Genomic DNA, 24566 nt, shown 5'->3' with positions numbered 1-24566 from the left:
CGGAGCAGAGTCACCACGCATAGATCACCCGTCTATGCGCGCAGCATCGCCGAATCCCGCGTCCCCGCACTCACAAGCGTCACATCAGCCCTGGCGGAGGTAAATTTTTTGCACGGTATTCCATGCGGAGGCTATGTTCCGCCTACACTCCTCAGATGCGTTACGTCCCTTTTGTCCTAGTTATTGCGGCCACGGTTGCTTATTCAGCTACGCCCGCGGCAGCCATCACCAACGGCTCGGACGACGGTGACGCCCACCCGGAAGTAGGGGCCCTCGTCGCCGAGAAGCCGCACTCCGACGGTACCTGGGCGTACTGCACCGGCACCCTCGTCTCGCCGACGGTCTTCCTCACCGCCGCGCACTGCGGGGAGCGGAATCAGAAGACGGCCCAGGTCTCCTTCGCCCACCACTACACGCGCGGCGACCAGCTCTACTCCGGCCGGTACATCCCCGACCCGCGGTTCACGACGGACTCGGATCTGCACGACATGGCAGTCGTCGTCTTCGACAAGCCCGTCACGGGCATCCGCCCGGCCCAGTTGCCGGAGGTGGGCATGCTCGACCGCCTCAAGGCCGACGGCAAGCTGAAGTCCGCCCATTTCACCCCCGTCGGGTACGGCGCCCTCTCCCCGGCCAAGGGTGAGCACGGCGCCCAGGACAAGGGAGGGCACGGCGAGCAGTGGCATTACACCGACACGCGCCGCCAAGCGTCCATCTCCTTCGAGAACCTGTCCGCCAAATGGCTGGACCTGTCCCTGGCTTCCCATGGGGACGGCAGCACCTGCTTCGGCGACTCAGGCGGCCCGAACTTCCTGGGCGGCCCCGACTCGCACCTCCTCGTGGCCACGTCGATCAGCGGGGCCGACGACGCCTGCAAGGGAACCAACTACGACTACCGCCTGGACAAGCCGACAGCCCGGCAGTTCCTCGGCAAGTACGTTCCTCTTCCCGAAGCTGCCAGCGCTTCTGCCGACCTCCGGTAGTGCCCCTGGATGAGCCCGGAAAGTTTTGCCACAAATCCGGGAGACGTGTCGGATCGGGGCGGTGGTGTTCGTAGCAAGGGTGAGGCCGCGACAAAGCAGGCGCGGCCAACTTCCCGCAAGGAGACACCCATGACTGCCACGTACACCTTCGACATCTTCTCCACGCTCGACGGCTTCGCCAACCACAACGGCGACTGGGGCGGCTACTGGAGCAAGCAGGGCCCCGAATTCCTCGCCCATCGCGCCGCCGCCTACCGCGACCCGCTGCGCATGGTGCTCGGGGCCAAGACCTACTCGTCGAACGCGCCGTTCCTTGACGCGGGCTTCGACCGCAGCCTGTTCGACGGGTGGATCACGCGCATGTTCGACTCCCCGGTCACGGTGCTCTCCAGCCGGCTGACCGAGCCGCTCGATTGGCCGGACACGACCATCGAGTCCGGCGACCCTGTCGAGGTGGTCACGCGCCTCAAGGCCGAATCCGATGTGCCGCTGCGCTCCCACGGCAGCCTGACCCTCAACCGGACACTGCTGAACGCCGGCCTGATCGACGCCATCGAGGTAACGGTCTTCCCAGTGATCTCCGGGACGACCGGCGTGGACCGGATCTTCGACGGTGCGGACGACTTCGACCTCGAACTGCTCGAGGCCCGGACCTTCGACGGCCACACGCAGGTACTGACCTACCGGCCGACCCGACACGGTTGATCGGCGACGGGGCGTCCGCCCTGGGCTTCCGCAACCTCGCCGACCACGAACGCCTAGAACCCGTGAAGCCGCTGGGGCCGAAGAAGCCCCAACACGGGGAAACGGCCTCCCGCGACTTGCGCCCATGCGGGCGAACGTAGTCACACGATCAACCGAGATGACGTCCCGCAGAGCGGTGCGGTTTCTCGGCCACACAGCGGAGCAGCCGTACAACGAGATCGTGGATCACTTGGCGAGGCGCGCCATCTCGACAAAGTCGCCGTGGGGAAGCGAAGCCCCCGTAGGGGGCGAGCAACCACGAAAACCCCGCCGATCGAGTGGAGCTATGGGGATTCGAACCCCAGACCCCCTCCATGCCATGGAGGTGCGCTACCAGCTGCGCTATAGCCCCTTGGTGCGATCTCAGTGTATAGGAATCCTGCGGCGGCTGTGTCACACACGATCCCCCGTGATACGTCTTAAGTCTCATGTCGACCTTCGAAGACCACCGCGGCCTGCTGACCGGCGTCGCGTACCGGATCCTGGGCAGCGTGACCGATGCCGAGGACGTGGTGCAGGAGGCGTGGCTGCGCTGGTCCGGCGTGGATGAGACGACCGTCGCCGACCCCAAGGCGTACCTGGTCAGGATCACGTCGCGGCTGGCCATCGACCGGCTGCGGTGGGCGAAGTCGCGGCGCGAGTCGTACGTCGGCCCTTGGCTGCCCGAGCCCATCAGCACCGCGCCCGACGTGGCGGAGCACGCGGAGCTGGCCGATTCCGTCGAGTTCGCGCTGCTCGTGGTGCTCGAAACGCTCTCGCCGCTGGAGCGGGCGGTGTTCGTGCTGCGGGAGGCGTTCGATCTGCCGTTCTCCGAGATCGCCGAGGTGATCGGCCGGGCCGAGCCCGCCACGCGGCAGCTGGCCAGGCGCGCCCGCGATCACGTACAGGAGAAGCGGCCCCGTTTCGATGTGGACCGCGGCGAGCGGCGGCGCATCACCGAACGCTTCATCCGCGCCTCCACCAGCGGTGACCTGGACGGGTTGATCGAGCTGCTGTCCACCGACGTGACGTTGGTGAGCGACGGCGGCGGCAAGGCCCGGTCCCCGCTGCGCGCCCTGACCGGCGCCGCGAACGTGACGCGCTTCATGACGTCCATCGTTACCCCCGGCGGCATCGCCAAGTTCATGGCCTCGATCGGCGTAAGCGACTTGGTCACCCTGTCGTACGATCTGGCGAACGTGAACGGCGCACCCGCCATAGTCGCCTCGGCCGCGGGCCGGGTCGTCACCGTCATCTCCCTGCTCGTCACGGACGGCAAGATCGACACGATCTACCTCATCGCGAACCCAGACAAGATCACCCACATCGACGCCCCGTCCTGACGCAGCACTACGCCGCCTGTGCCACCAGCATCCCCGCCTCCACCGTCCGGGTCACCGATAACCCCGCGCTACGCCGTCCGAGCCACCGGTATCCCCGCCTCCTCCACCAGCGCCCGCAAGTCCACCCCGCCGTCCCGCAGAATCCGCCCCACTCCGTTCGAATAGTCGGCCAACAACCCCCAAAGCAGCCGCTCCCCCGTCACCGCCCCCGGCCGCCACATCGCCACCTCCACCGCTTTGCGCGCGTGCATGGCCAGTGGTACCGCGCCCAACGGCCCGTACAGGGTCATCCGCAGCGGCTTGAGGCGTGATCGCGTCAGTCGCCACCGCGCGGGGTCGGAGGTCCCCTCCCTGGTACGGCGGTGCACGGCGTCGAGGTCGATCCCCAGGGTGGCGAGCAGTTCACGGGCGTCACCGAGATCCACCTGCCCCCGTACATCCTCAGCCGTCACGGTGAACCGCTCCAGCGAGAAGGGCCGGATCTCGGCCAGGGCGAGCAGCAGGAGGTCAGGGGTGAGCGCCGGACGCCCCGCGTCGAGGGCCAGCGTGCCGGCCCTGATCAGCGTGCGGCGGGCGGGGTCGGTGAATCTGGCGAGCATGTGGCTACCTTCCGACTCGGCGGGCGTGCTTGCGGTGCGCGGACTGCCGTCTGACCCCGAGGGCGTCGGCGATCTGCTCCCAGGACCACCCCTGGTCCCGGGCGTTGGACACGTGCGTGGCCTCGAGCTCCTCCAGCAGAGCTCTCAGGGCGGCCACGGCCGCCAGACCCACGCCGGGATCGCGATCGGTGGCCGCCTCGGCCAGCTCGTTGACCTTCATGGTGTCAGCATGCGCTGACAAGCATCCGCTTGTCAACACATGCTGACACGCCTGTCGGCCGAGTCGGTGCTTTGGTAATTTCGCCCCATCATGTGCTACGACGACGATGCGCAACCACCCGTCCCCACCGCCCCCATCACCGGCACGAGCGCCTCCGGCATAAGGCTGACCTCGGCCGACGGCACCGTGTTCGCCGCCTACGAGGCTCGTCCCGACGACGTCCGCGGGCCGGGCGTGGTCATCCTGCCCGACCTGCGCGGGCTGCACGACTTCTACAAGCAGCTGGCCGTACGGCTGGCGGAGCAGGGTCACCCGGCCATCGCCATCGACTACTACGGCAGGACCGCCACCGACGACGATCGGGGCGAGGACTTCCCCTTCATGGAGCACGTCTCCAAGCTCGGCAGGGAGAGCATCCAGGACGACATCATGGCCGCGGCCGACCGGCTGGGCAGGCCGGCGGTGGCGCTCGGGTTCTGCGCGGGCGGGCGCAACGCGTTCCTGGCATCGGCGCCGCGCTTCGGGCTGGCGGGCGTGATCGGCTTCTACGGCGCGCCGGGCATCGTGGGCCCGTACGGTCCCGGGCCGACGCAGCACGCGGCCGAGCTGGGCGCGCCGATCCTGGGCCTGTTCGGGGGCGCCGACGAAAAGATCACCGGTGAGCAGGTGAGCGAGTTCGGCGAGGCGCTGACGGAGGCGGGGGTGGCGCACGAGCTGATCACGTACCCGGGCGCCCCGCACGGCTTCTTCGACGCCACCGCCGCCGGGCACGAGGAGGCCTGCGCCGACGCCTGGCAGCGGGTGCTCGCCTTCCTCAGAGACAAGTAGTCCTCAGCGACAAGTAGTACGCATGGTCAGCGCGGCATCCGCCAGATCCAGCTCGACCGTGACGACCCCGAGCTCCGCCGTACCCCGGACATGCGTGCCGCCGCACGGGATCGAGGTCTCCCCTTCCGGCAGCGCGCAGTGCCACGTACGGCGGGCCGTCAGCCCGGGCCCCGGCACGTCGAGCCAGACCGCCGCGTCGGCCGCGACCCACGCCTTGAGCCGGTCGTTCACCTCCGAGGTGACCTGCGAGAGGTCCAGTCCCTCGGCGGAGAACCCCTTCTTGCGCAGGGACTTGCCGAGCCGGTAGACGTCCTCGCTGCCGAAGGGGGAGATCCGCGACGAGGTGATCGCGCTCTGGTCGAAGTCCGGGTGGCCGAGCCCGTCGGGCGCCGCGGGCTTGCGCCAGTGCCCGGCCAGGGCGGCGTTCAGGGCGAGCGCGGCCAGGTGGCAGGCGGTGTGCCCGGCCGACAGGGCCGCCCGGTGGCCGGGGTCCACCTCCAGCGCGACCTCGGTCCCCACGGGCAGCGGGGTCTCGGTCACGTGGACGACCAGCCAGGCCCAGCCCTCGGTGCCCCGGCGTACCGGGATGTCGGGGCCGAGGAAGATCTCGCCGGTGCCCGACTGGGCCCCCGTGACGCAGTCGGCCACCGGCAGCCCGCCGATCGTGCCCCGGTCGGCGGGCTGGTCCGGCCAGGTGTGATCGAGCGGGTGGAACGGTGTTTCGGCGACGACGAGACCGTGCCGGCCCCCCGCCGGCACGGCCCCGACGATTTCCGAGCGGCCACTGACATGACCGTCGGGGAAGGTGACAACTGTCGAGTTCATCCGCCCATTCTGGCAGGGACGGGCTTGTTCACCGGCAGGGACTCGTCCTCGAGATACCGGTCACGTCCCGCGTACAGCCCGGTGAGAAGCTGCACGACCAGCACCGCGAACATCAGCGCGTACGGCAGCGTCCACCCACCGGTCATCTGGTGCAGCACCCCCACGAGCAGCGGCCCCGCACCCGCGATCAGGTAGCCGGCGCTCTGCCCGAACGCCGACAGCGCGGCGGTGGTCTCCGGCGTACGCGTACGCAGGGCGAGCATCATCAGCGCCAGCGGGAACGACCCCATGCCGATCGCCACGAACGTCACCCAGACCGCCGCCGTCGAGATCGGCGCGAGCCACAGCCCGGCGAACCCGATGGCGTAGCAGGCGACGAGCCCGACGACGACCGGCCGCTGGTCGCGGAAGCGGGAGGCGAGGACGGGCACCAGGATCGAGACCGGGATGCTCAACGCGGTGAACACGCCGAGCAGGAGCCCGGCCTGGCCGGTGGTGTAGCCGCCGTCGGTGAGGATGGTGGCGAGCCAGCCGAACATGATGTAAGCGATCATGGACTGGGTGCCGAAGTAGATCGCGACCATCCAGGCCAGCTTGCTCCTGACGAGCCGGCGGATGCCCGCGTCCTCCTGGCCGATGCGCCGCTCCGGCTCACTGCGCAGGAGCGCAAGCCACGGAATGACGGCGACGGCGGCCAGGGCCGCCCACACGCCGAGCGCGATGTGCCAGTCACCTGACGCGCGCTCGATCGGCACGGTGGCCGCGGCGGCGAGCATGGTGCCGACGGCCAGCGCCACGGTGTAGACGGTGGTCATGACCCCGGTACGACCCGGGAAGTGACGCTTGATCAGCGTCGGGATGAGCACGTTGCCGACGGCCCCGCCCGACAGCGCGACCGCGCTGCTCAGCAGGAACACCGGCGCGGAGTCGACCAGCGAGCGTACGAGCAGGCCCACGCCGAGCGTGACGAGCGCGAGCAGCAGCAGCCGGTGCTCGCCGACGCGCCTGGCCAGCGTGGGCGTGACGGCGCCGACCGTCGCGAAGGCCAGCACGGGTAGCGTGGTGAGCAGTCCGGTGCCGACGCTCGACATGCCGAGCGCGCCGGCGAGCTGGTCGAGCAGTGGGCCCACGCTGGTGACGGCGGTACGCAGGTTGAGCGCCGCGAGAACGATTCCCAGCACGAGGAGCCAGACAAGGGATCTGCCTTTGGACTCTTGGTCGGTCTCTTGGACGAGCACGCTCATGCGGGGACGGTCCTCCACTCATCAAGTCATGGGATGAATCGCCATGTTAACAGGCCCGAAACCCGCATTTATTCCTAAACATGGCAAACCCCCCGAGAACACCCGGGGGGTTTGCGGTAAAGCCATCACAGGATGGGGCGCGGCTCCTGCGGCGGCTCGTCACGCGGAGGCACCGGGCCGGGCGGGGGGCTCGGCACGGGGCCGGGCGGCGGGAGCGTGGCGCCGCCGGGGAACTCGCCGCCACCGCCGATGGTGCCGGGCGGCATCGGCCGATCACCACCACCGGGCGGCGTCGGCCGGTCCCCGGTCACGGGCGGTACCGGCTGGTCGCCCTGGTCGTAACCGGAGCCGCTCTGGTGCGGCCCGGGCACGTCGCCGCGCCAGCCGCCGGTCTCGCCGCCGCGCGCCTCGATGAACGACTTGAAGCGTTCCATGTCGTTCCTGATGCGCAGGCGGACGATCTGCAGCCAGTCGCCGACCGTCTCGACGAAGCCCTCAGGGTCGTACTCCATCTGGAGCGTGACCTTGGTCGTGTTCGGGTCGAGGTGGTGGAAGGTCACCACGCCCGCCTGGTGCGGCCGGTCGACCGATCGCCAGGCGATCCGCTCGTCCGGGTGCTGCTCGGTGATGTCGGCCTCGAATTCGCGCTTGACTCCCGCGATCTCGGTGACCCATGCCGTACGTGTGTCGCTGAGCTGCTTGACTGATTCGACACCCTCCATGAACTCGGGGAAGCTCTCGAACTGCGTCCATTGGTTGTATGCCACCCTGACGGGGACCTGGACATCTACGGAGTGCTCGATCGTGCTCATGAGGGGCCCCTGCCCGAGCCCTCGGCCCGTTAACGCCTGCGCAGCAGCCAGTAGAGGCCGACGAACGGCAGGACCAGCGGGATGAACAGGTAACCCTTCCCGTAGACCGACCAGACGGTGGCCTCCGGGAAAGCGGCCGGATCGAGGACGCTGGCCGTGCCGATGAGCAGCACGCCCGCCAGCTCCACGCCGAGCGCCGCCAGCGCGAGGGTGCGCGCGCCACGGGCCAGCGCGACGGTGAGCAGGATGTAGACCAGTGCGGCGAGCGCCGACAACGTGTAGGCCAGCGGCGCCTCGCCGAACTTGGTGAGGATCTGCACGGTGGCCCGCGCGCCTGCGGCGAGCGCGAAGAGCCCGTAGACGGCGACGAGCGCCCGGCCCGGCCCGCTGCCGATCGCCGGCCCGCTCACGGGAGGCCCTGCCAGATCTGCATCAGCCGGCCCGTCATCACCGCGATCGCGAACCCGGCCACGACCAGGATCGCCGGCCCCCACCGGCTCCGCTCGGCCAGCGCGAGGAAGACGCCCGCCGGCGGGATGACCGCCTGGCCGGCGAGATAGCCGTAGAGCGTGCCCTTCTCGGCGGGGCCCTGGCCGCCGACCACTGCGGCGATCACGATGCCCGCCTGGACCAGCACCGCCACCTCCAGCACGGCGAACCCGACCAGCAGGATCATGCCCATGGACCGGTTGCGGATCGCGGCGATCAGGCTCGCCAGGGCGAGCAGCAGCGAGCCGACGATCACGATCGTGGCGACGGTGGTGTTCATCGGGAAAAGGCTATCGCCCGGGTAGGTCGCCCTCGATTCCGTCCAGCAGCCAGTTGAGACCTCGCTCGTAGGTGTCGTCGGCGCCCGCCACTCCGCCCTCGATCAGCGGCGCGAGCCGGGGGAACGCGCCGCTGGCGACCAGCTCCCGCATGTAGGGCTCGGCGAGGGCGGTCCGCTCGGCGTCGCTGACCCCCATCCGGCGGGGCGCGGCGCGTTCCAGCGACTCGCGGACGATGAAGCCCAGCGAGTAGTCGTCGATCGCGGCCAGGATCCGCCACTTGGCCAGCTGGTCGACCGCCAGCCCGTCGAGCGCGGCCAGCGACTGCTCGACATGACGCAGGCCGTTGGGGCCGACGGAGACGCGCTGGGAGACCAGGTCGACCCGCCACGGGTGCCGGAGCACCATCTCCCGCTCACGCCGGGCGATGGTCAGGATCGCCTCGCGCCAGTCCTCCGGCAGCGGCTCGTCGACCAGCACCTCCGCGGCGATCTCGTCGGCCATCAGGTCGAGGAGGTCTTCCTTGCGCTCGATGTAGGAGTAAAGGGTCATCGCGCGGGCGCCCAGCTCGGTGGCCACACGCCGGATCGAGACGGCCCCCAGCCCTTCGGCGTCGGCGATCGCGATCGCGGCGGCCACGATCGCCTCCCGGGTCAGCGCGGGGCGTCGCTGCGGCGCGGGCCGCGACCAGACGGAACTCACGAGCCCAGTCTAAGCGGGGCGATACGCCGTACGAGAAGTGTTACGGTGTACGTCATGCGATACAGCGTACGAGATCCCCTCAAAACGACCGGCCTGGTGGTCCTGCTGGGCGTGATCATGACGATTCTCGACACGACGATCATGAATGTGGCCGTCAACGTCCTGGCCCGCGACTTCCACACGACGCTCGCCACCATGCAGTGGGTGATCACCGGCTACCTGCTGGCCCTGTCCATGACCATCCCGATCACCGGCTGGGCGGTCGGCCGGTTCGGCACGAAGGCGGTCTGGCTGACCTCGCTGGTGCTGTTCGCCGGCGGCTCCGCCCTGAGCGCCACGGCCTGGTCGGTGGGCGCCCTGATCGCCTTCCGCGCGGTCCAGGGGCTGGGCGGCGGCCTGCTCATGCCGGTCGGCCAGGCGATGATGGCCCAGGTAGCGGGCCAGGACCGGATGGGCCGGGCGATGGCCATGATCTCGGTGCCCGCGATGCTGGCCCCGGTGCTCGGGCCCGTGCTCGGCGGCGTGATCGTGCGCGACCTCGACTGGCACTGGCTCTTCCTGATCAACCTGCCCGTCTGCGTCATCGCCCTGGTGGCCGCGATCAAGCTGCTGCCCGGCGGGCAGCCGACCGGCGGGAGCCGCCTCGACGTGCTCGGCCTGGCGCTGCTCTCCCCCGGCCTGGCCGCGCTGGTGTACGGCCTGTCGGAGGTGGGCAACGGCGCCTCGCTCGCCCATCCGGCGCTGTGGGGCGGGCTCGCGCTGGTGGCGGTGTTCGCGGTGCGGGCGGTACGGACGCCGGGCGGGCTGCTCGACCTGCGGCTGTTCGGCGACCGTACGTTCGCGGCCGCGGTGGTCGCGCTGATCTGCTACTCGGCGGCGCTGTTCGGCGTGACCGTGCTCGTCCCCCTCTACAGCCAGCTCGCCCAGGGCGGCGACGCGCTGGACGCGGGACTGCTGCTGGCGCCGATGGGAGTCGGCGCGGCCCTGACCATGCCGATCGCCGGCAAGCTCACCGACCGGAGCGGGCCGCGCGGGGTCGGTGCGGCGGGCGTGGCGCTGGCGACGCTCGGCGTGCTGGGGTTCGTGCTGTTCGGCGGGGTCGTCCCGATGTTCGTGCTGGGCCTCGGGCACGGGCTGGTCGCGCCCTCCGTGGCCGCCGCCGCGTTCAAGACGCTCGACCGGGCCGCCATGCCCGCCGCCTCCACGCTGAGCAACATCTCGGTACGGCTGGCGTCGTCGTTCGGCGTGGCGCTGCTGGCCGTACTCCTGCAGGTCTTCACCAGGGCGGGCGTCGCCGAGCCGTTCACCTACGCGTTCGGCTGCGCGATCGCGCTGGCCGCCGTCTCGCTGGTGCCGATCGCGCTCCTAAAATCGTCGGTATGGAGAGAGTCCTCGTCAGCGCCTGCCTGATGGGCCGGCGGGTGCGCTACGACGGCGGCGCCAAGACCAGCGCCGACGCCCGGCTCGCCGCCTGGCGCGAGGAGGGCCGCCTGGTGCCGTTCTGCCCCGAGGTGGAGGGCGGGCTGCCGACCCCGCGCCCGGCCGCCGAGATCGAGGGCGGGGTCAGCGGCGCGGCCGTGCTGTCGGGAGCCGCCCGCGTGCTCACCGCCGACGGGTCCGACGTCACGGCCGAGTTCCTGGCGGGCGCGCAGTCGGCGCTCGCCGTCGCCCGCTCCTTCGGCGTCCGGGTGGCGCTGCTTAAAGAGGGCAGCCCCTCGTGCGGCTCGCTGACCGTCTACGACGGCACGTTCCGGGGCCGCCGGACACCCGGCCAGGGCGTCACCACGGCGCTGCTGGAGCTCAACGGGATCCGCGTCTTCACCGAGGACCACATCGCCGAAGCCGATGCCTATCTGCGTACCCTCGACACGTAACCGGCGGCGGCCAGGCCCGCGATCAACAGTGCCGCCATCGTGCGGTGATACCAGGTGTTCAGTGCGGTCGTCTCGCCCGCGCCGAACGCCATCGCGAGTATCCCCATCAGCACCCCGGCCAGCGCGCCCGCGTGGGTGTGGAACAAGCCGTCCCACGCCCACGGCCGGCGGCTCAGCGCGCCGCGGGCGCCGACGAGCATGGCCAGGCCGCAGAGCGTCTCCACGATCGTCGCCGGCACGATCACGGGCTCGCGCAGCGGGCCGAGCGGAAGCCCGGTGTGCAGCAGCGCCGCGCAGAAGAAGATCAGCGCGTAGGCCGCTGAGAGGGCTCCCAGCGCTTTCCGCAGTGCGTCCATGCGGTCACGTTCGCACCTGGGGCAGCGCTGGGAATCGGCTGTACGGCTATGGCTCGGCTACTCCGTCCGTAGTAGTGAGCGCCATCAGTACTCCCAGGTGTCGGTGCGCTGCTCGCCACTGATGCACCAGACCCCCGAGCCGTGCTCGCCCTTGACCAGGTCCACCCTGATCCAGCCGGTGTTCCTGGCGACCTTGGTGGAGTAGCCGCTCCTGGGAGTGGCCGACACCAGGCGGCAGCCGTCGGGGCCCAGCGTGAACGCCACCTCGCCGCCCTTCACCGACACCACCCGCAGGTTCTTCGGGGTGCTGGTGGGTGCGGGCGCCTGCGTCTTCCGCGCCGCGGGCTTGGTGGGAGCCGCCGTCCTGGTAGGTGTGGGCGTCTTCGTGGGGGCAGGCGTCTTCGTGGGAGTGGGCGTCCTGGTGGGAGCGGACGTCTTGGCGGGAGCGGGCGCCTGGCCGGGCGTACGGTCGCCGTCCGCGACCGCCTGCGCCAGGAACGGCTCAACCTGGACATCGTCCACGAACTCGGTACGCAAGACACCGCGCACGCCGAACCACGACACTGAGACCGCGATCACGGTGGCTCCACACCAGACCACGATGTATCCGAGGGCTCGACGCATGGGACGAATTATGGACGGTTGGTGCGCATGGCGACGGTTCTTGTAGTCGAAGACGATGAATTCGTCCGATCGGCGATCATCCGCGAGCTGGCCGGCCGGCAGCACGCGGTGCGCAGCGCGGGCTGCGCCCTGGACGCGCTCCGGGAGATCTCGCAGAACCCGCCGGACGCCGTCATCCTCGACCTCGGCCTGCCCGACCTCGACGGCTCGGAGGCGCTGAAGATGGTGCGCGGCATCTCCGACGTACCGGTCATCGTGGCCACGGCCCGCGACGACGAGGCCGAGATCGTCAGGCTGCTGGAGGCGGGAGCCGACGACTACCTGGTCAAGCCGTTCTCCGGCGACCACCTGGGTGCCCGGCTGGACGCCGTACTGCGCCGGGCCAGGTCCGCGCCGCCGCCACAGGTGCTGCGCGTCGGCGGGCTGGTGGTCGACGTCAACCGGCGGACGGCCGCGCTGGACGGCGGGCCGCTCACGCTGACCAGGCGCGAGTTCGACCTGCTCGCCTACCTCGCCACGCGGGCCGACCGGGTCGTCACCCGCAAGGAGTTGCTGACCGAGGTCTGGCACCAGGCGTACGGGGACGACCAGACCATCGACGTGCACCTGTCCTGGTTACGCCGCAAGCTCGGCGAAAGCGCCTCGAACCCCCGCTACCTGCATACCGTCCGGGGTGTCGGCTTCATGCTGTCAGCGCCCCGATGAGACGCGCGCTGGCCGTGCTGATGGTCGCCGTCACCTCGATGGTGGCGCTGGCCTTCCTGGTACCGCTCGCCCTGATCGTCAAGGAGACGGCGCAGAGCCGGGCGGTCTCCGCCGCCGAACGCCAGGCGTCGGCGCTGGTCCCGGTGCTGGTCCTGACCACCAAGACAGACGACCTCGCGCACGCGATGGCGCGTACCGAGGCGGGCCGGCGCGGCCTGCTGGCCATCCACGTCAACGGCGGCCCGACCACGGGCACGTCCCGCGCCCCGGCCGCCGACGTGGCGCGGGCGGCGGCCCAGACCAGGGCCGACACCGTCGAGCTGCCTGCGGGCCAGGTGCTGCTCCGGCCGGTCGCGCTGGACGGTGACCGGGGCGCGGTGATCGAGGTCTTCGTGCCCGCCGACGACCTGAACCGGGGTGTCGGCACGTCGTGGGCGGTGCTGACGGGTGTGGCCGTGGTGCTCGTGCTCGGCTCGGTGCTCGTCGGCGACCGGCTGGGCGCGCGCGTGGTCCGCTCGGCCCGCCGGCTCGGTTCTGCGGCCACCGCGCTGGGCGCGGGCGATCTGAGCGAGCGCATCTACCCCGAGGGGCCGCCGGAGCTGGTCGCGGCGGCCACGGCGTTCAACGCGATGGCCAACCGGGTCACCCACCTGCTCGCCGCCGAACGCGAGCTGGCCGCCGACCTGTCACACCGCCTGCGTACGCCGCTCACGGCGCTCCGGCTCAGCCTCGACCAGCTCGGCACGCAGGCCGAGCCGAGCAGGCAGGCGCTGGCCCGGCTGGAGAGCGAGGTGGACACGATCATCTCCGCAGCCAGGCGGCCGTCACGCGCCGACCGGGTCTGCGACGCGGCGGAGGTGCTGCGCGACCGGCTGACGTTCTGGTCGGCGCTGGCGGAGGACCAGCAGCGGCCGTGGCAGCTCATCGGCGCGACGCTGCCGGTACGCGTGCCGGTGCCCGCGACCGAGCTGACCGCGGCGGTCGACGCGCTGCTGGGCAACGTGTTCCGGCACACGGCCGAGGGCACCGCGTTCAGCGTGTCCTTGCACGAGGGCAAGGACACGGTCGGCATCCTGATCTCCGACGCCGGTCCCGGCATCGCGGACCCGGAGGCGGCGCTGGAGCGGGGCACCAGCGGCGCCGGCTCGACCGGGCTCGGCCTGGACATCGCCCGCCGCCTGGCGGAGTCGTCCGGCGGGTCACTCCGGCTGGACCGCTCGTCGCTGGGCGGGGCGCAGGTCCAGGTCTGGATCCGCCGCACTGAAAAGGCACCTAAGTCAACCTTAAGAGCGGTTTAAAGAGCATTTTTCGCCCTTTTCATGCTTCAACGTGATCTACATGCAGATCAAGCGCAAGGCGCTCGCCGCCGCCACCCTCACCGTTCCCACGCTGCTCGTCCTGACCGTCGCGCCCGGTGTCGCCAACGCCCACGGCACCATGAACAACCCGCCCAGCCGGACCCTGGTCTGCTACAACGAGAACCCGGAGAGCCCCAAGTCCGCCGCCTGCAAGAAGGCCGTGGAACTCGGCGGCACCCAGCCGCTCTACGACTGGAACGAGGTCAACCTGGCGAACGCCGCGGGCAGGCACCGCGAGCTCATCCCGGACGGCAAGCTGTGCAGCGCGGGCCGCGACAAGTACCGCGGCTTCGACCAGGCACGCGCCGACTGGCCCGCCACCAGCATGTCGAGCGGCGCCTCGTTCACCTTCCGCTACCGGTCGACCGCTCCGCACAAGGGCTCCTTCGAGCTGTACGTCACCAAGGACGGCTATGACCCGTCGAAGCCGCTCAAGTGGTCGGACCTGGAGTCGAAGCCGTTCCTCACCCAGCGCGATCCCGCGCTGACGGACGGCGCCTACAACCTCCAGGGCAAGCTGCCCGCCAAGCAGGGCCGCCACCTGATCTACTCCATCTGGCAGCGCAGCGACAGCCCCGAGGCGTTCTACTCCTGCTCGGACGTGACCTTCGGCGGCGGCACGACCACCCCGACCACCGCCCCCACCTCTGCCCCGACCAGCAAGCCCACCACGCAGCCGACCAGCGCTCCGCCGGCCCAGCAGCCCGGCGGCATCGCCCTGTCGGCGATCAACGCGGGTGCCGGGGTCAGCCCCGCCTCGGTCAGGGTGGGCGGGCAGGTAACGGTCACGGCGGTGTGCGGTGGGTCCAAGGTACGCGGCGTGGCCTCCGGCGCCTTCAGCCCGCGCCAGGCGTTCGCTCCGGCGTCGGCCGCCGCCTGGACGCCGTCGTTCAGGGCCGCCCGAGCAGGTACGTACCCGGTGATCGTCTACTGCCGGAACGGCGGCCAGGCCCGCACGGTCGTTTCCGTACGGGCCTGACACTCGCCCTCTGGCCGTCCCCATGTGAACTTCTGTGACAAATGGGTCTTCTCAGGATCAAGTCCGCTAGTTACGTTCAGGCAGCGCGGCTGTTTACGGGGCTGTCCGCGCCTGCCAAACATCCCAGAACGGGATCTAGCGACCTGACCTCTGTCCACCCCCCACGGAGGACCCCCGATGAAGCTCCTCGCGGCATTAGGCACTCTCGCGCTGGCCTTACCCCTGGCGCTCAGCGCGCCCACACCAGCGGCCGTCGCGGCGGCACCACCGAACATCTCCCTCACCAACGTCAAGGCCCACCTGACGCAGCTGCAGACGATCGCCACCAACAACGGCGGCACCCGCGCGCACGGCCGGCCCGGCTACCTGGCCTCGGCCAACTACGTGAAGGGCCAGCTCGACGCCGCCGGATACACCACGACGCTGCAGTCGTTCACCTACAACGGCGCCACCGGCTACAACGTGATCGCCGACTGGCCGGGCGGCGACCCCAACGACATCCTCATGATCGGCTCCCACCTCGACAGCGTCACCGCCGGACCCGGCATCAACGACAACGGCTCGGGCTCGGCGTCGATCCTGGAGGTCGCGCTGGAGGTCTCGCGCCAGGCGCTACAGCCCACGAAGCACCTGCGCTTCGCCTGGTGGGGCGCCGAGGAGCTGGGGCTGCGCGGCTCGCAGTTCTACGTGAACAACCTGCCGGCCGCCGAACGTACCAAGATCAAGGCGTACCTGAACTTCGACATGGTCGGCTCCCCCAACCCCGGCTACTTCCTCTACGACGGCGACAACTCCGACGGCACCGGCTCCGGGCCGGGCCCGGCCGGATCGGCGCAGCTGGAACAGACCCTGGCGGCGTACTTCTCCTCCATCGGCGTCCCGACCCGCGGCACCGACTTCGACGGCCGCTCCGACTACGGCCCGTTCATCGCCGTCGGCATCGCGGCGGGCGGCACGTTCACCGGCGCCGAGGGGATCAAGTCGAGCGCGCAGGCGCAGCTCTGGGGCGGTACGGCGGGCCAGGCGTTCGACTCCTGCTACCACCGGTCCTGCGACACGACCGCCAACATCAACGACACCGCGCTCGACCGCAACGCCGACGCCATCGCCTACTCCGTCTGGACGATCGCCACCGCCACACCGCCCGTGACCGTCTGGTCGGACACGTTCGAGACCGCCAACGGCTGGGTCACCAACGCCGGCGGCACCGACACCGCGACCACCGGCCAGTGGGAGCGCGGCGACCCGGAGGCGACGACCTCCAGCGGCACCAAGCAGCTCGGCACCACGGTGAGCGGCATGAACGACCTGGTCACCGGCAGACTGGCCGGGGCCAGTGCGGGCGAGGACGATCTGGACGGCGGCACCACCTCGATCCAGTCACCGGCGATCACCCTGCCGACCGGCGGGACGCTCAAGCTGTCGCTCTCGTGGTATCTCGCGCACGGCAGCAACGCCTCCAGCGCCGACTTCTTCCGCGTCAGGGTGGTGGGGAACACTTCCAGCACGGTGTTCCAGCAGCTGGGGGCCGCGAGCAACCGCGACGCCGCCTGGAGTACGGCCACCGCCGACGTCTCCGCCTTCGCCGGGCAGAGCGTCCGCATCGTGATCGAGGCCGCCGACGCGTCAGGGGCCAGCCTGGTCGAGGCGGGCGTGGACGACGTCAAGATCACCCGGTAGGGAAATGACCCAATGAGCCCGGGCCGCGCGGGGCCTGGGCTCATTGCTGTCCGGAAGCCTGAAGGGTGGAGGCCGTACCGTCGAGCAGCCGCAGCGCCGTCTCGATCATCGTTTCGCGACTCAATCGGGGCCGCGTGGCCCTGTTCATCAATTATTAGCTTAGTTGCGCCAAACGGGCCGTCACCTGCGGTTCTCCGTTTCCAGTGGTACGCGATGGCACTACGGGGCACATGTGACTGCCGTCCGGCTTACTTCCGGTTTAGACCCGCCGGGATTGAATCGGAGCAACTCAGCTGGAGGACATAGTGACGCCAACGCGTTCTGACCACCCAAACGAGGACCTGTCGATCGGACCGGACGCGCCGCGCAGGCGCGTCCCACGGCCGCTGATCGTTGCCGCGACCATCGCCATGGTGGCGACGAGCGGGATCGGAGTGGCCGCCGCGGCGTCGGGAACGCCGACGGAGACGCCGACTCCCACGCCGACAATCAGCGAGACACCTACCGAGACCCCGACCGAGACACCCACAGAAACCCCCACAGCGACCGAGTTGCCGCCCATCAGCCCTTGGGGCTTCGTCGGTGCGATGCACGGCGAGTTCGCGGTGGCGACCAAGGACGGTTGCGGCGTCGTCACGCTGCTCGCCCAGACCGGGCAGGCGACCGCCGTCGCCGAGGACTCGATCACCGTGAAGAGCCAGGACGGCTTCGAGAAGGTGTACGCGATCAGCGAGTCCACCCGCACGATCGCGGGACGCCGTGGGACCAGCAAGGTCAAGGAGGGCGACTGGGTATCGGTGACCGCCACCGCCAATGAGGACACGGGCACAACGCCGCCCCCAGAAACACCCACAGAGACACCGACCGAAACACCGACCGAAACCCCAACAGAGACACCGACCCAAACGCCCACCGAAACGCCCGCCGAGACGCCGACCGTGACGCCCACAGTCACGGCGACATTGGCGCCCACCGAGACGACCGCACCAACAGCGACCGCGACAGCGACAGCCGCTTACGTCTTCGACCTGTCGAGGCCCACCAAGAACTTCTGGCGCGGCCACGGCTGGTGGCAGTCGAAGCAGTCGTGGATGAACCCGCCGACCTGGCGTACCCCGACCGCCTGCCCCACACCCACCGAAACCGTGACCCCACCCGAGACCCCCACAGACACCCCGACCATCGACCCGACCCCGACAACCTCCGAGACCCCGACCCCGACCCCCACGCCCACCCCGAACTCGTGAGCATCCGGTAGCGGCGCGGCTCCTGTCCCGAGCAGCCCCCTCACCACCCCGGAAGTGCTCCGACCAGCCGCTCCACCCCTGAAGCGCGGTGGGGCGGCCCATGCGAGGCGGACCTCGCCGCCCATCTTCGGTCTCACCCGCGCGCCGCCTATCATCGGACGCCGGGGGTCTACATGTTGCGGGCGTTCTTCAAGACCGAGACCGGCAGCACCAGCGTGCTGCTGGCGGCCACCCTGCTTGCCCTGCTGTGGGCCAACTCCCCCTGGGGCGGCACGTACGAATCCTTCTGGCACACGAACATGGGCCTGTCGTTCGGCAGCGCCACGTTCGAGCTCGACCTGCGCCACTGGGTCAACGACGGCCTCATGACCATCTTCTTCTTCGTCATCGGCCTGGAGATCTCCTACGAGGCGCGGCTCGGCCAGTTGCGGGATCGGCGGCTGATCGCGGTGCCGGCGCTCGCGGCGCTGGGCGGGATGATGGTGCCCGCCGGTGTCTATCTCGCGCTGAACGCGGGTGGGCCCGCGGCCGGTGGGTGGGGGGTGCCGATCGCCACCGACACCGCGTTCGTGCTCGGCATGCTCGCCATCGTGGGCGCGCGGTGCCCGGAGCCGTTGCGGGTGTTCCTGCTGACGCTGGCGATCGTCGACGACGTGCTGGCGATCATCATCATCGCGCTCTTCTACACCGAGAGCCTGGACGTCATCGCCCTGGTGGTCGCGGCGGCGCTGCTGGCGGCGATCGTGACGCTGCGGTGGCTGAGGATCTGGCGGGCGCCCGCGTACATCGTGCTCGGGTTCGCGCTGTGGGTGGCCACGCTGGAGAGCGGCGTGCATCCGACGCTGATCGGCATCGCTCTGGGCATCCTGGTGTTCGTGTACGCGCCCAGCGACCGCAAGCTGCTCCGCGCCGACGAGGCCGTACACGAGTTCACCAGCGACCCGAGCCCCGAGGCGGCCAGGGTGGCGGCGCGCACGCTGCGGCGGGCCGTGTCCGTCAACGAGCGGCTGCAACTCCTGCTCCACCCCTGGAGCAGCTATGTGATCGTGCCGATCTTCGCGCTGGCCAACGCGGGTGTCCGGCTCGACGCCGAGACGCTGCGCACGGCCTTGACCTCGCCCATCACGATCGGAGTGGCGGCCGGGCTGCTGCTGGGGAAATTCGTCGGCATCTCGCTGGGCACCTGGCTGCCGCTGAAGTCCGGCTGGGGGATCCTGCCCGGCAACCTGGTCTGGGGACAGTTGCTGGGCGGGGCGGCGGTGTCCGGCATCGGGTTCACGGTGGCGCTGTTCATCGTGGACCTGGCCTTCGACGACCCGGCGGTGCAGAGCCAGGCGAAGATCGGCATCCTGGCCGGGTCGCTGCTGGCGGCGCTGATGGGCGGGGCGATCTTCCGGATGGCCTGGGACCGCGGCGGGGTGTGCGCGCCTCCTGACGCCGAGCCGGAGGAGGAACTACCCGTACTGCTGACCGAGCCCGTGGGACCCGACGACCACGTACGGGGGCCGGCGGACGCGCGGGTGACGATCGTGGAGTACGGCGACTTCGAGTGCCCCTACTGCGGAGCTCTCCATCCGGTCCTGAGCGAGCTGCTGCGGAAGTCCGCCGACGTGCGCCTGGTGTTCAGGCACTTCCCGCTGCGGACCATACATCCTCGGGCCTTTCCCGCCGCGGTGGTCGCCGAGGCCGCGGCGATGGAGGGCCGGTTCTGGGAGATGCACGACACCCTCTTCGACAACCAGCGCTTCCTGACCGACACCGACCTGGCCCGCTACGCCGCCGAACTGGACGTCGAGCCGTGGCCCGACGTGCCCGCGCAGGCCGCGCGGGTCGACCGGGACGAGGAGTCGGGCCGGGCGAGCGGCGTCCGCGGGACGCCCACACTGTTCCTGAACGGCGTCCGCTACCAGGGCGACCTGGATCTCCGTTCGATCACCCGGGCGGTGGAAAGCGCGCGTCAATCCCCGTAAGGTCGCGTCTCGACACAGATCGCGTGAAATGCGTGCGTATCGGAGCCGAAAGACGGGGACATATGTCATTTGCCAATCTGCTCTACTACATCCTCAGGCTGCTGATGATCAGCCTGCTGGTCGTGGGTGTCGTGCTGACGGCCAAGGCGAAGGCGGAGCGCGGCCGGGCGGCCACCTTGGGGATGTTCGGCTGTTTCGTGCTCCTGTTCGGCGAGCTCTTCAGCATCGTGCGCGTCGCCTCGGCGGAGAGCCTGATCCGCGCGGTCGGCATCAACTCGTACAACATGGTGGTGGTCGCGATAGAGACGATCGCCACGCTCATCACCGCAGTCGGCGTGGGGTTGCTGATCTGGGCCGCGGTCGCCCGCCGCGCCCCGGCCCAGCCGCAGCAGACGCCAGGCTGGCCGCAACCACCGCAGCCGCACGGCTGGCCGCAGCCCCAGCAGCCGGAGTGGCAGCGGCAGTCCCAGTCGCCGCCCGAGTGGCAGCCGCAGTCCCCGCCGCAGCCGCCCTCGGCCCCGCAGCCGGGCTGGCAGGACCCGGAGCGGCCCGGCTGGCAGAACCCGCAGGGCTAACCAGCCGCCCGATCGCCTAGGAATGTGACAATGTCTGGATAAAGCTCTCTGCGCCGCGTCCGAGGGGATCATGACTCCAGAGCAGCCGGATCAGCCCGGCCCCGACCCCAACCGGACCATCAGGCACCGCTGGCCGCAACCCGAGCCACCCCGCCAGGAACCCGGCCAGAGCCCTTACACGCAGCGCCTGCCCTACACCCCCGACATGCTCCCCGACGTCCCCCAGTACGAGGCCAAGCCGCCGAAGTCGGGCTGTTGGTGGGTGATCGTGGTCGGCGGGGTGGCGGTCCTGGTGGTCGCCGTGGCCGTGGTCGCCCTCCTGTGGGCCCGGAGCACCGTCGAGCCGCCCGTCAAACCGGGCTCGCAGTCGTCCGTCAAATCGGGCCCCGCACGGATCACCGACACCAAGGCCCAGGTGTCCTACCTCATCCCGGAGGGCTGGGCGAAGGCCGACCGGCCGTCCTACACCTCGGGCATCGCCGCGGGCGGCGCGGTCGTGGTCGCCTTCCCGCAGCAGCAGGGCGGCATCGGCGGCGCCGCCACGTCCGAGCAGTTGCAGGCCAGGGCCGACGCCGTGGCGCTGGACACGGCCCGGCGGTTCCTGCCCGACCTGGGCAGCCGGGACGGCCTGCGCACCCAGGCGCTGGAGGTCGGCGGCCAGCCGGCGGCCACGGCGTCGTTCCGGGTGGTGTTCAAGAGCGCCACCAAGGATCCGGCTTATGTCCGCATCGTGGCGGTGCACACCGCCGATGGCGGCCTCTCCTACGTGTACGGCAGCACGGTGCCCGATGGCGACGCCGCCCGCCAGGCCCTCGACGGGGTACTCGACAGCGTCACGCCCGCGTGAAGTCCATGGTCCAGTTGGTCTCCCAGGTCTGCCCGCCGTCCGCCGAGAAGGCCTGCTCCCACCGGCAGGAGTCCGGGCCGCGCACGGTCCAGATGAACCGGCAGCGCACCGGCGCGCCGTCGTGTTGTTCCTCGCCGTAGAACTCGCCCCGGTCACCGTCGAAGGCGCCGACCATGGGCGTCGTGTCGAGCGTTCCCCTGGAGGTACTGGCCCAGTAGATCGACCACTGCTCTGTCGCGGGGTTGAAGATCCGGATGGTCAGCCCGGAGAATCCCCTGGCCGGGCACTTGATCTCGTCGAAACTCGCCGCGCCGTCGAAGTGGCGGCTGGCCACACTGATGCCGGGGAACTCATCCCACTCGTCACTACCTGTCAGCGGCTTGACGAGCCTGCGGTTGATGACGTTCCAGGAGCCGGAGAGGAAGTCGAAGTCGTTCATGCGGACGAACGTAGAGCAGGGTCACTGACAGGTAGTGTCAGTGAATGCGCGCCTCCCGGCTGGTCTCTCTCCTCCTGCTGCTGCAGACGCGCGGCCGCATGACCGCCCAGGAGCTGGCCGAGCGGCTCGAGGTCTCCGTACGGACGATCTACCGCGACGTCGAGTCGCTGCACACCGCGGGCATCCCGCTGTACGGCGACGCCGGGCCGAAAGGCGGCTACCAGCTCCTCGACGGCTACCGCACCCGGCTCACCGGGCTGACCACGGACGAGGCGGAGTCGTTGTTCCTCGCCGGGCTGCCGGGTCCCGCGGCCGAGCTGGGATTGGCCGCCGTGGTGACGGCCGCGCAGCTCAAGCTGATGGCCGCGCTGCCCGTCGAGCTGCGCGACCGGGCCGGGCGGATCCAGGAGCGCTTCCACCTGGACGCCCCGACCTGGTACCGCGACGCGCAGCCGGTGACGCACCTGCCGGCCGTGGCCGACGCCGTGTGGAACGAGCGCGTCCTGGAGGTCAGATACCGCCGCTGGCAGGCGCCCCAGGAGGTCGAGCGGCGGCTGGAGCCGTACGGGCTGGTGGTCAAGGCCGGGCGCTGGTATCTGGTGGCGCGGGCCGGTGAGCAGGTGCGTACCTACCGGGTGTCACAGATCCTCGGGCTGCACGCGCTGCCCGAGCGCTTCACCCGGCCCGACGACTTCGACCTGACCGCCTACTGGCAGGCGTACCTGGCCGAGTTCGAGGCCCGGCTGCGGTGGGGCGAGGCGGTGATCCGGCTGTCGCCGCAGGGGATGCGGCTGCTGGCCAACCTCATGACGCCCGGGGTCTCGGCGGCGGCGAAGGAGAGCGCGCAGCCGCCGGACGGCGAGGGCTGGACTCAGGTGACGGTCCCGATCGAGTCGATCGAGCACGCGGCGGGTGAGTTCCTGCGGCTCGGCACGGACGTCGAGGTTCTCGCTCCCACCGAGCTCCGCGACCGCGTCGCCACCACGGCCGCGGAGCTGACCCGCCGCTACCACGGGTGAGCCGACCCGCGTGAGCCGACCTGACGGGAGCTCACCGCGTGAGCGCCGTCTCCTCGGCCTGCCGCTCGGGGATGGACAGGCGTGGGTGGCCGCGCTCCCCGAGCGTGAGGTGCAGCAGCGTCGCGCGGTCGCCGCGCAGGACGTGCTGGGCGAGCACGGCGCCCGCGGTCAGATCCAGGTCGCCCGCGTGGGCCCCGATGGCGAGCACATGGGTCACGCCGACCGCCTCATCACGTGGAAGCGCCTGGTCACCTCGTAGCCTGCTCTGCTGTAGAGGTGACCGGCCGGGCTCGCCTCGCCCGTCCACAGGAACCACGAGGAGTGCAGGGCTTCGGCCCGCATCATGGTCATGGTCAGGTGGAGGAGGATCTTGCCGAGCCCGGTGCCCCGCTCGCCTGGATCGACCCCGAACGGCCCGAACCTCTCAGGGATCCCCCGGTAAGCCCCGTATAACGCGAACCCGACTATTTCCGCGTTTTTCGCGATGATCATGCGTTTGGTGTCGCGGTGCTGCCTGATCGCCTCGCCCCAGTCCGGGTTGAAGACGTCGGCCGCGAACCGGATGAGCTCCGGTAACTCCCCTTCACGCGGGCTGCGGAACTCGTACCCCTCGCCCTCCCGCTTGGCCCGCAGCGCGTGCACCTCGTCGGGCGTCACGTAGCCGACCAGAGTGCGGTCCATCGCGACCGGCGAGTAGAGCGTCTCGAACCCCAGCCCTTCCAGCAGCCGGTACCCGTCGGGGTAGAGCGCGGCGTCGGCGCCCGGCAGCACGTAGTTGGGCGTGTAGGAGGAGAAGTCGATCCTGGTCCTGCCCCGGGCTTCGAGGAAGGCGACCGCCTCGCCGAGCAACCGCCGCCCGAGCCCGGCCCCCCGGTGCTCGGGCGCCACGAAGAAGAACGGGATCCAGCCCGTCTCCGGCTCCAGGTCGGTGCCCGGGGCGAGCGGGATCAGCCGGCGCACGGCATACGCGCAGCCGGCCACCCGCCCGTCGATCACGGCGACCCGCAGACCCTCGGGGTCGAAGTTGGGGTCGAGCAGCACGCAGTCACGGAACCAGCCGGAGGTCGTGGGGTCGCCTGGCATGCTCTGATTCCAGGCGTCTATGAGGGAGACCTCGTCCCCCGAGGCGAACGCGCGGACAGCGACCATGGAGGTCCTTTCACCCTGGGCTCTGCCTTCCCACCCTCCCCAGTGATGAAGAGCCAGGTCAAGGGGTATCAGGAAAAAATTTTCCCCGACAACATGGACCTAGAAACTTTCTTTCGCCTCCGGTAAGTGTGGAACGTTGCCCCTGTCAGAGGACGCGGAACCAGAGGTTCGTCGCCTGCGGCGCGCTGGTCAGGCTCAGGCGTTCGAGCTTGACGTCGGCCCCGCCCGGCCGGTCGAACAGCCGGACCCCGTCGCCGAGCAGGACGGGCGCGATGAACACGAGGATCTCGTCGAGCACATCGGCCTCGAGGCACTGCCGGGCGGTGTCGGCGCCGAGGACGTTGACGTACTTGTCGCCCGCGGCGGCCTTGGCGGCGGCGACGGCGCCGTCCAGGTCCCCGACGAAGGTGACACCCGGCACCGGCGTGTCCGGCGCGTGGTGGGTGAGCACGAACTGCGGTCCGGCCCATCCCCCGCCGAACGGCTTACCCTCCTTGTCGGTGCCCCTGTGCGGATCGTCGCCGCGGAAGGTGCGGTTGCCGACGAGCAGGGCGCCGATCTTGCCGATGACGTCGTCCACCAGCGGATTGGGCCCGATGTGCTCGGTCAGCCAGGACATGTCACCGCCTGCCCCCGCGATGAACCCGTCCAGCGACATGGTGCACGAATACAGCAGCTTGCTCACGGCGTACCTCCAT

At 70.3% G+C, this 24566-nt stretch carries 29 protein-coding genes and 1 tRNA gene; 15 read left to right on the top strand and 15 right to left on the bottom strand.

Translation table 11 applies throughout. The features are described from left to right. Positions 1-155 precede the first annotated feature (155 nt). Complete coding sequence (locus AB0C30_RS05380) at positions 156-983, top strand: trypsin-like serine protease (RefSeq protein WP_357939878.1); 828 nt, start codon at positions 156-158, stop codon at positions 981-983. A 129-nt stretch (positions 984-1112) separates the two neighbouring features. Further along, positions 1113-1688, top strand: a complete 576-nt coding sequence (locus tag AB0C30_RS05375; protein ID WP_357939876.1) for a dihydrofolate reductase family protein — start codon at positions 1113-1115, stop codon at positions 1686-1688. A 318-nt stretch (positions 1689-2006) separates the two neighbouring features. Here AB0C30_RS05375 and AB0C30_RS05370 read toward each other — a convergent pair. Continuing rightward, positions 2007-2079: transfer RNA gene (locus AB0C30_RS05370), tRNA-Ala, on the bottom strand. 76 nt (positions 2080-2155) lie between these two features. Between AB0C30_RS05370 and AB0C30_RS05365 the strand changes: the two genes are divergently transcribed. Continuing rightward, entirely contained in the window at positions 2156-3049 is an 894-nt protein-coding gene (locus tag AB0C30_RS05365; protein WP_357939874.1) for an RNA polymerase sigma-70 factor, read from the top strand. Positions 3050-3117: 68 nt separating this feature from the next. Here the strand turns inward: AB0C30_RS05365 and AB0C30_RS05360 are convergent, their stop codons facing one another. Together AB0C30_RS05360 and AB0C30_RS05355 are read right to left on the bottom strand one after the other, a co-directional pair. Further along, the gene (locus AB0C30_RS05360) at positions 3118-3648 is read right to left on the bottom strand and encodes a Clp protease N-terminal domain-containing protein (protein WP_357939872.1); all 531 of its coding nucleotides are present in this window, start codon (positions 3646-3648) and stop codon (positions 3118-3120) included. A gap of 4 nt (positions 3649-3652) precedes the next feature. Then, the gene (locus AB0C30_RS05355) at positions 3653-3868 is read right to left on the bottom strand and encodes a helix-turn-helix domain-containing protein (protein WP_357648152.1); all 216 of its coding nucleotides are present in this window, start codon (positions 3866-3868) and stop codon (positions 3653-3655) included. A 90-nt stretch (positions 3869-3958) separates the two neighbouring features. Between AB0C30_RS05355 and AB0C30_RS05350 the strand changes: the two genes are divergently transcribed. Further along, a complete protein-coding gene (locus tag AB0C30_RS05350) occupies positions 3959-4696 on the top strand; it encodes a dienelactone hydrolase family protein (protein ID WP_357939870.1) in 738 nt (245 codons plus the stop codon). 3 nt (positions 4697-4699) lie between these two features. Here the strand turns inward: AB0C30_RS05350 and AB0C30_RS05345 are convergent, their stop codons facing one another. The 6 genes from AB0C30_RS05345 to AB0C30_RS05320 all read right to left on the bottom strand — a co-directional run bounded on the left by AB0C30_RS05345 (position 4700) and on the right by AB0C30_RS05320 (position 9046). After that, positions 4700-5521, bottom strand: a complete 822-nt coding sequence (locus tag AB0C30_RS05345; RefSeq protein ID WP_357939868.1) for a metal-dependent hydrolase — start codon at positions 5519-5521, stop codon at positions 4700-4702. Next, entirely contained in the window at positions 5518-6765 is a 1248-nt protein-coding gene (locus tag AB0C30_RS05340) for an MFS transporter (protein WP_357939866.1), read from the bottom strand. The genes AB0C30_RS05345 and AB0C30_RS05340 overlap by 4 nt, the downstream gene beginning before the upstream one ends. Positions 6766-6890: 125 nt before the next feature. Further along, positions 6891-7577: an SRPBCC family protein gene (locus AB0C30_RS05335; RefSeq protein WP_357939865.1), complete on the bottom strand. Its 687-nt coding sequence runs from the start codon at positions 7575-7577 to the stop codon at positions 6891-6893. Positions 7578-7606: 29 nt separating this feature from the next. Continuing rightward, complete coding sequence (locus AB0C30_RS05330) at positions 7607-7987, bottom strand: hypothetical protein (RefSeq protein WP_357939863.1); 381 nt, start codon at positions 7985-7987, stop codon at positions 7607-7609. Next, positions 7984-8346: a hypothetical protein gene (locus AB0C30_RS05325; protein WP_357939861.1), complete on the bottom strand. Its 363-nt coding sequence runs from the start codon at positions 8344-8346 to the stop codon at positions 7984-7986. Before AB0C30_RS05325 ends, AB0C30_RS05330 begins: the two co-directional genes overlap by 4 nt. 10 nt (positions 8347-8356) lie before the next feature. Next, positions 8357-9046, bottom strand: a complete 690-nt coding sequence (locus tag AB0C30_RS05320) for a TetR/AcrR family transcriptional regulator (RefSeq protein WP_357939859.1) — start codon at positions 9044-9046, stop codon at positions 8357-8359. A 54-nt stretch (positions 9047-9100) separates the two neighbouring features. Here AB0C30_RS05320 and AB0C30_RS05315 point away from each other — a divergent pair, with 54 nt between their 5' ends. Both AB0C30_RS05315 and AB0C30_RS05310 read left to right on the top strand, forming a co-directional pair. Continuing rightward, the gene (locus AB0C30_RS05315; RefSeq protein WP_357939857.1) at positions 9101-10456 is read left to right on the top strand and encodes an MDR family MFS transporter; all 1356 of its coding nucleotides are present in this window, start codon (positions 9101-9103) and stop codon (positions 10454-10456) included. Further along, complete coding sequence (locus AB0C30_RS05310) at positions 10426-10920, top strand: DUF523 domain-containing protein (protein WP_357939855.1); 495 nt, start codon at positions 10426-10428, stop codon at positions 10918-10920. Before AB0C30_RS05315 ends, AB0C30_RS05310 begins: the two co-directional genes overlap by 31 nt. Here the strand turns inward: AB0C30_RS05310 and AB0C30_RS05305 are convergent. Continuing rightward, a complete protein-coding gene (locus AB0C30_RS05305; protein WP_357939853.1) occupies positions 10896-11276 on the bottom strand; it encodes a hypothetical protein in 381 nt (126 codons plus the stop codon). The genes AB0C30_RS05310 and AB0C30_RS05305 overlap by 25 nt on opposite strands. Positions 11277-11360: 84 nt before the next feature. Further along, a complete protein-coding gene (locus tag AB0C30_RS05300) occupies positions 11361-11900 on the bottom strand; it encodes a hypothetical protein (protein ID WP_357939851.1) in 540 nt (179 codons plus the stop codon). Between the two features lie 27 nt (positions 11901-11927). On the opposite strand from AB0C30_RS05300, the gene AB0C30_RS05295 reads away from it, so the two are divergent. From AB0C30_RS05295 to AB0C30_RS05260, 8 genes are all read left to right on the top strand, one after another. Further along, entirely contained in the window at positions 11928-12605 is a 678-nt protein-coding gene (locus AB0C30_RS05295) for a response regulator transcription factor (RefSeq protein WP_357939849.1), read from the top strand. Then, positions 12602-13903 (top strand): HAMP domain-containing sensor histidine kinase, encoded by a 1302-nt coding sequence (locus AB0C30_RS05290; protein WP_357939847.1) that lies wholly within the window; start codon positions 12602-12604, stop codon positions 13901-13903. The genes AB0C30_RS05295 and AB0C30_RS05290 overlap by 4 nt, the downstream gene beginning before the upstream one ends. Before the next feature lie 40 nt (positions 13904-13943). Continuing rightward, on the top strand, positions 13944-14942 hold the full coding sequence (locus tag AB0C30_RS05285) for a lytic polysaccharide monooxygenase (RefSeq protein WP_357941454.1): 999 nt from the start codon (positions 13944-13946) through the stop codon (positions 14940-14942). A 177-nt stretch (positions 14943-15119) separates the two neighbouring features. Next, positions 15120-16622, top strand: coding sequence for a M28 family metallopeptidase (locus AB0C30_RS05280; protein ID WP_357939845.1), 1503 nt, complete (start codon positions 15120-15122; stop codon positions 16620-16622). 305 nt (positions 16623-16927) lie between these two features. Continuing rightward, positions 16928-17869 carry a hypothetical protein gene (locus tag AB0C30_RS05275; RefSeq protein ID WP_357939843.1) on the top strand — a complete coding sequence of 314 codons (942 nt, stop codon included), beginning with the start codon at positions 16928-16930 and terminating at the stop codon, positions 17867-17869. Positions 17870-18042: 173 nt separating this feature from the next. After that, the gene (nhaA, locus tag AB0C30_RS05270) at positions 18043-19839 is read left to right on the top strand and encodes a Na+/H+ antiporter NhaA (protein ID WP_357939841.1); all 1797 of its coding nucleotides are present in this window, start codon (positions 18043-18045) and stop codon (positions 19837-19839) included. Between the two features lie 62 nt (positions 19840-19901). Then, a complete protein-coding gene (locus AB0C30_RS05265; RefSeq protein ID WP_357939839.1) occupies positions 19902-20414 on the top strand; it encodes a hypothetical protein in 513 nt (170 codons plus the stop codon). A gap of 70 nt (positions 20415-20484) precedes the next feature. After that, a complete protein-coding gene (locus tag AB0C30_RS05260) occupies positions 20485-21261 on the top strand; it encodes a hypothetical protein (protein ID WP_357939837.1) in 777 nt (258 codons plus the stop codon). On the opposite strand, the gene AB0C30_RS05255 is transcribed toward AB0C30_RS05260, so the two are convergent. Next, positions 21248-21700: a hypothetical protein gene (locus tag AB0C30_RS05255; protein ID WP_357939835.1), complete on the bottom strand. Its 453-nt coding sequence runs from the start codon at positions 21698-21700 to the stop codon at positions 21248-21250. The genes AB0C30_RS05260 and AB0C30_RS05255 overlap by 14 nt on opposite strands. Before the next feature lie 44 nt (positions 21701-21744). Here AB0C30_RS05255 and AB0C30_RS05250 point away from each other — a divergent pair, with 44 nt between their 5' ends. Further along, positions 21745-22719: a YafY family protein gene (locus AB0C30_RS05250; protein ID WP_357939833.1), complete on the top strand. Its 975-nt coding sequence runs from the start codon at positions 21745-21747 to the stop codon at positions 22717-22719. A gap of 31 nt (positions 22720-22750) precedes the next feature. Here the strand turns inward: AB0C30_RS05250 and AB0C30_RS05245 are convergent, their stop codons facing one another. From AB0C30_RS05245 to AB0C30_RS05235, 3 genes are all read right to left on the bottom strand, one after another. Further along, a complete protein-coding gene (locus AB0C30_RS05245; protein WP_357939831.1) occupies positions 22751-22936 on the bottom strand; it encodes a hypothetical protein in 186 nt (61 codons plus the stop codon). Then, positions 22933-23868 (bottom strand): GNAT family N-acetyltransferase, encoded by a 936-nt coding sequence (locus tag AB0C30_RS05240; RefSeq protein WP_357939829.1) that lies wholly within the window; start codon positions 23866-23868, stop codon positions 22933-22935. The genes AB0C30_RS05245 and AB0C30_RS05240 overlap by 4 nt, the downstream gene beginning before the upstream one ends. Before the next feature lie 145 nt (positions 23869-24013). Next, positions 24014-24553 (bottom strand): dihydrofolate reductase family protein, encoded by a 540-nt coding sequence (locus tag AB0C30_RS05235; protein WP_357939827.1) that lies wholly within the window; start codon positions 24551-24553, stop codon positions 24014-24016. Positions 24554-24566 lie beyond the last annotated feature (13 nt).

Source organism: Nonomuraea sp. NPDC048901, assembly GCF_040649695.1.
Taxonomy (GTDB): Bacteria; Actinomycetota; Actinomycetes; order Streptosporangiales; family Streptosporangiaceae; genus Nonomuraea.
Note: the sequence above shows the minus strand (reverse complement) of the source record. Positions and strands in the feature narration are given on the sequence as shown.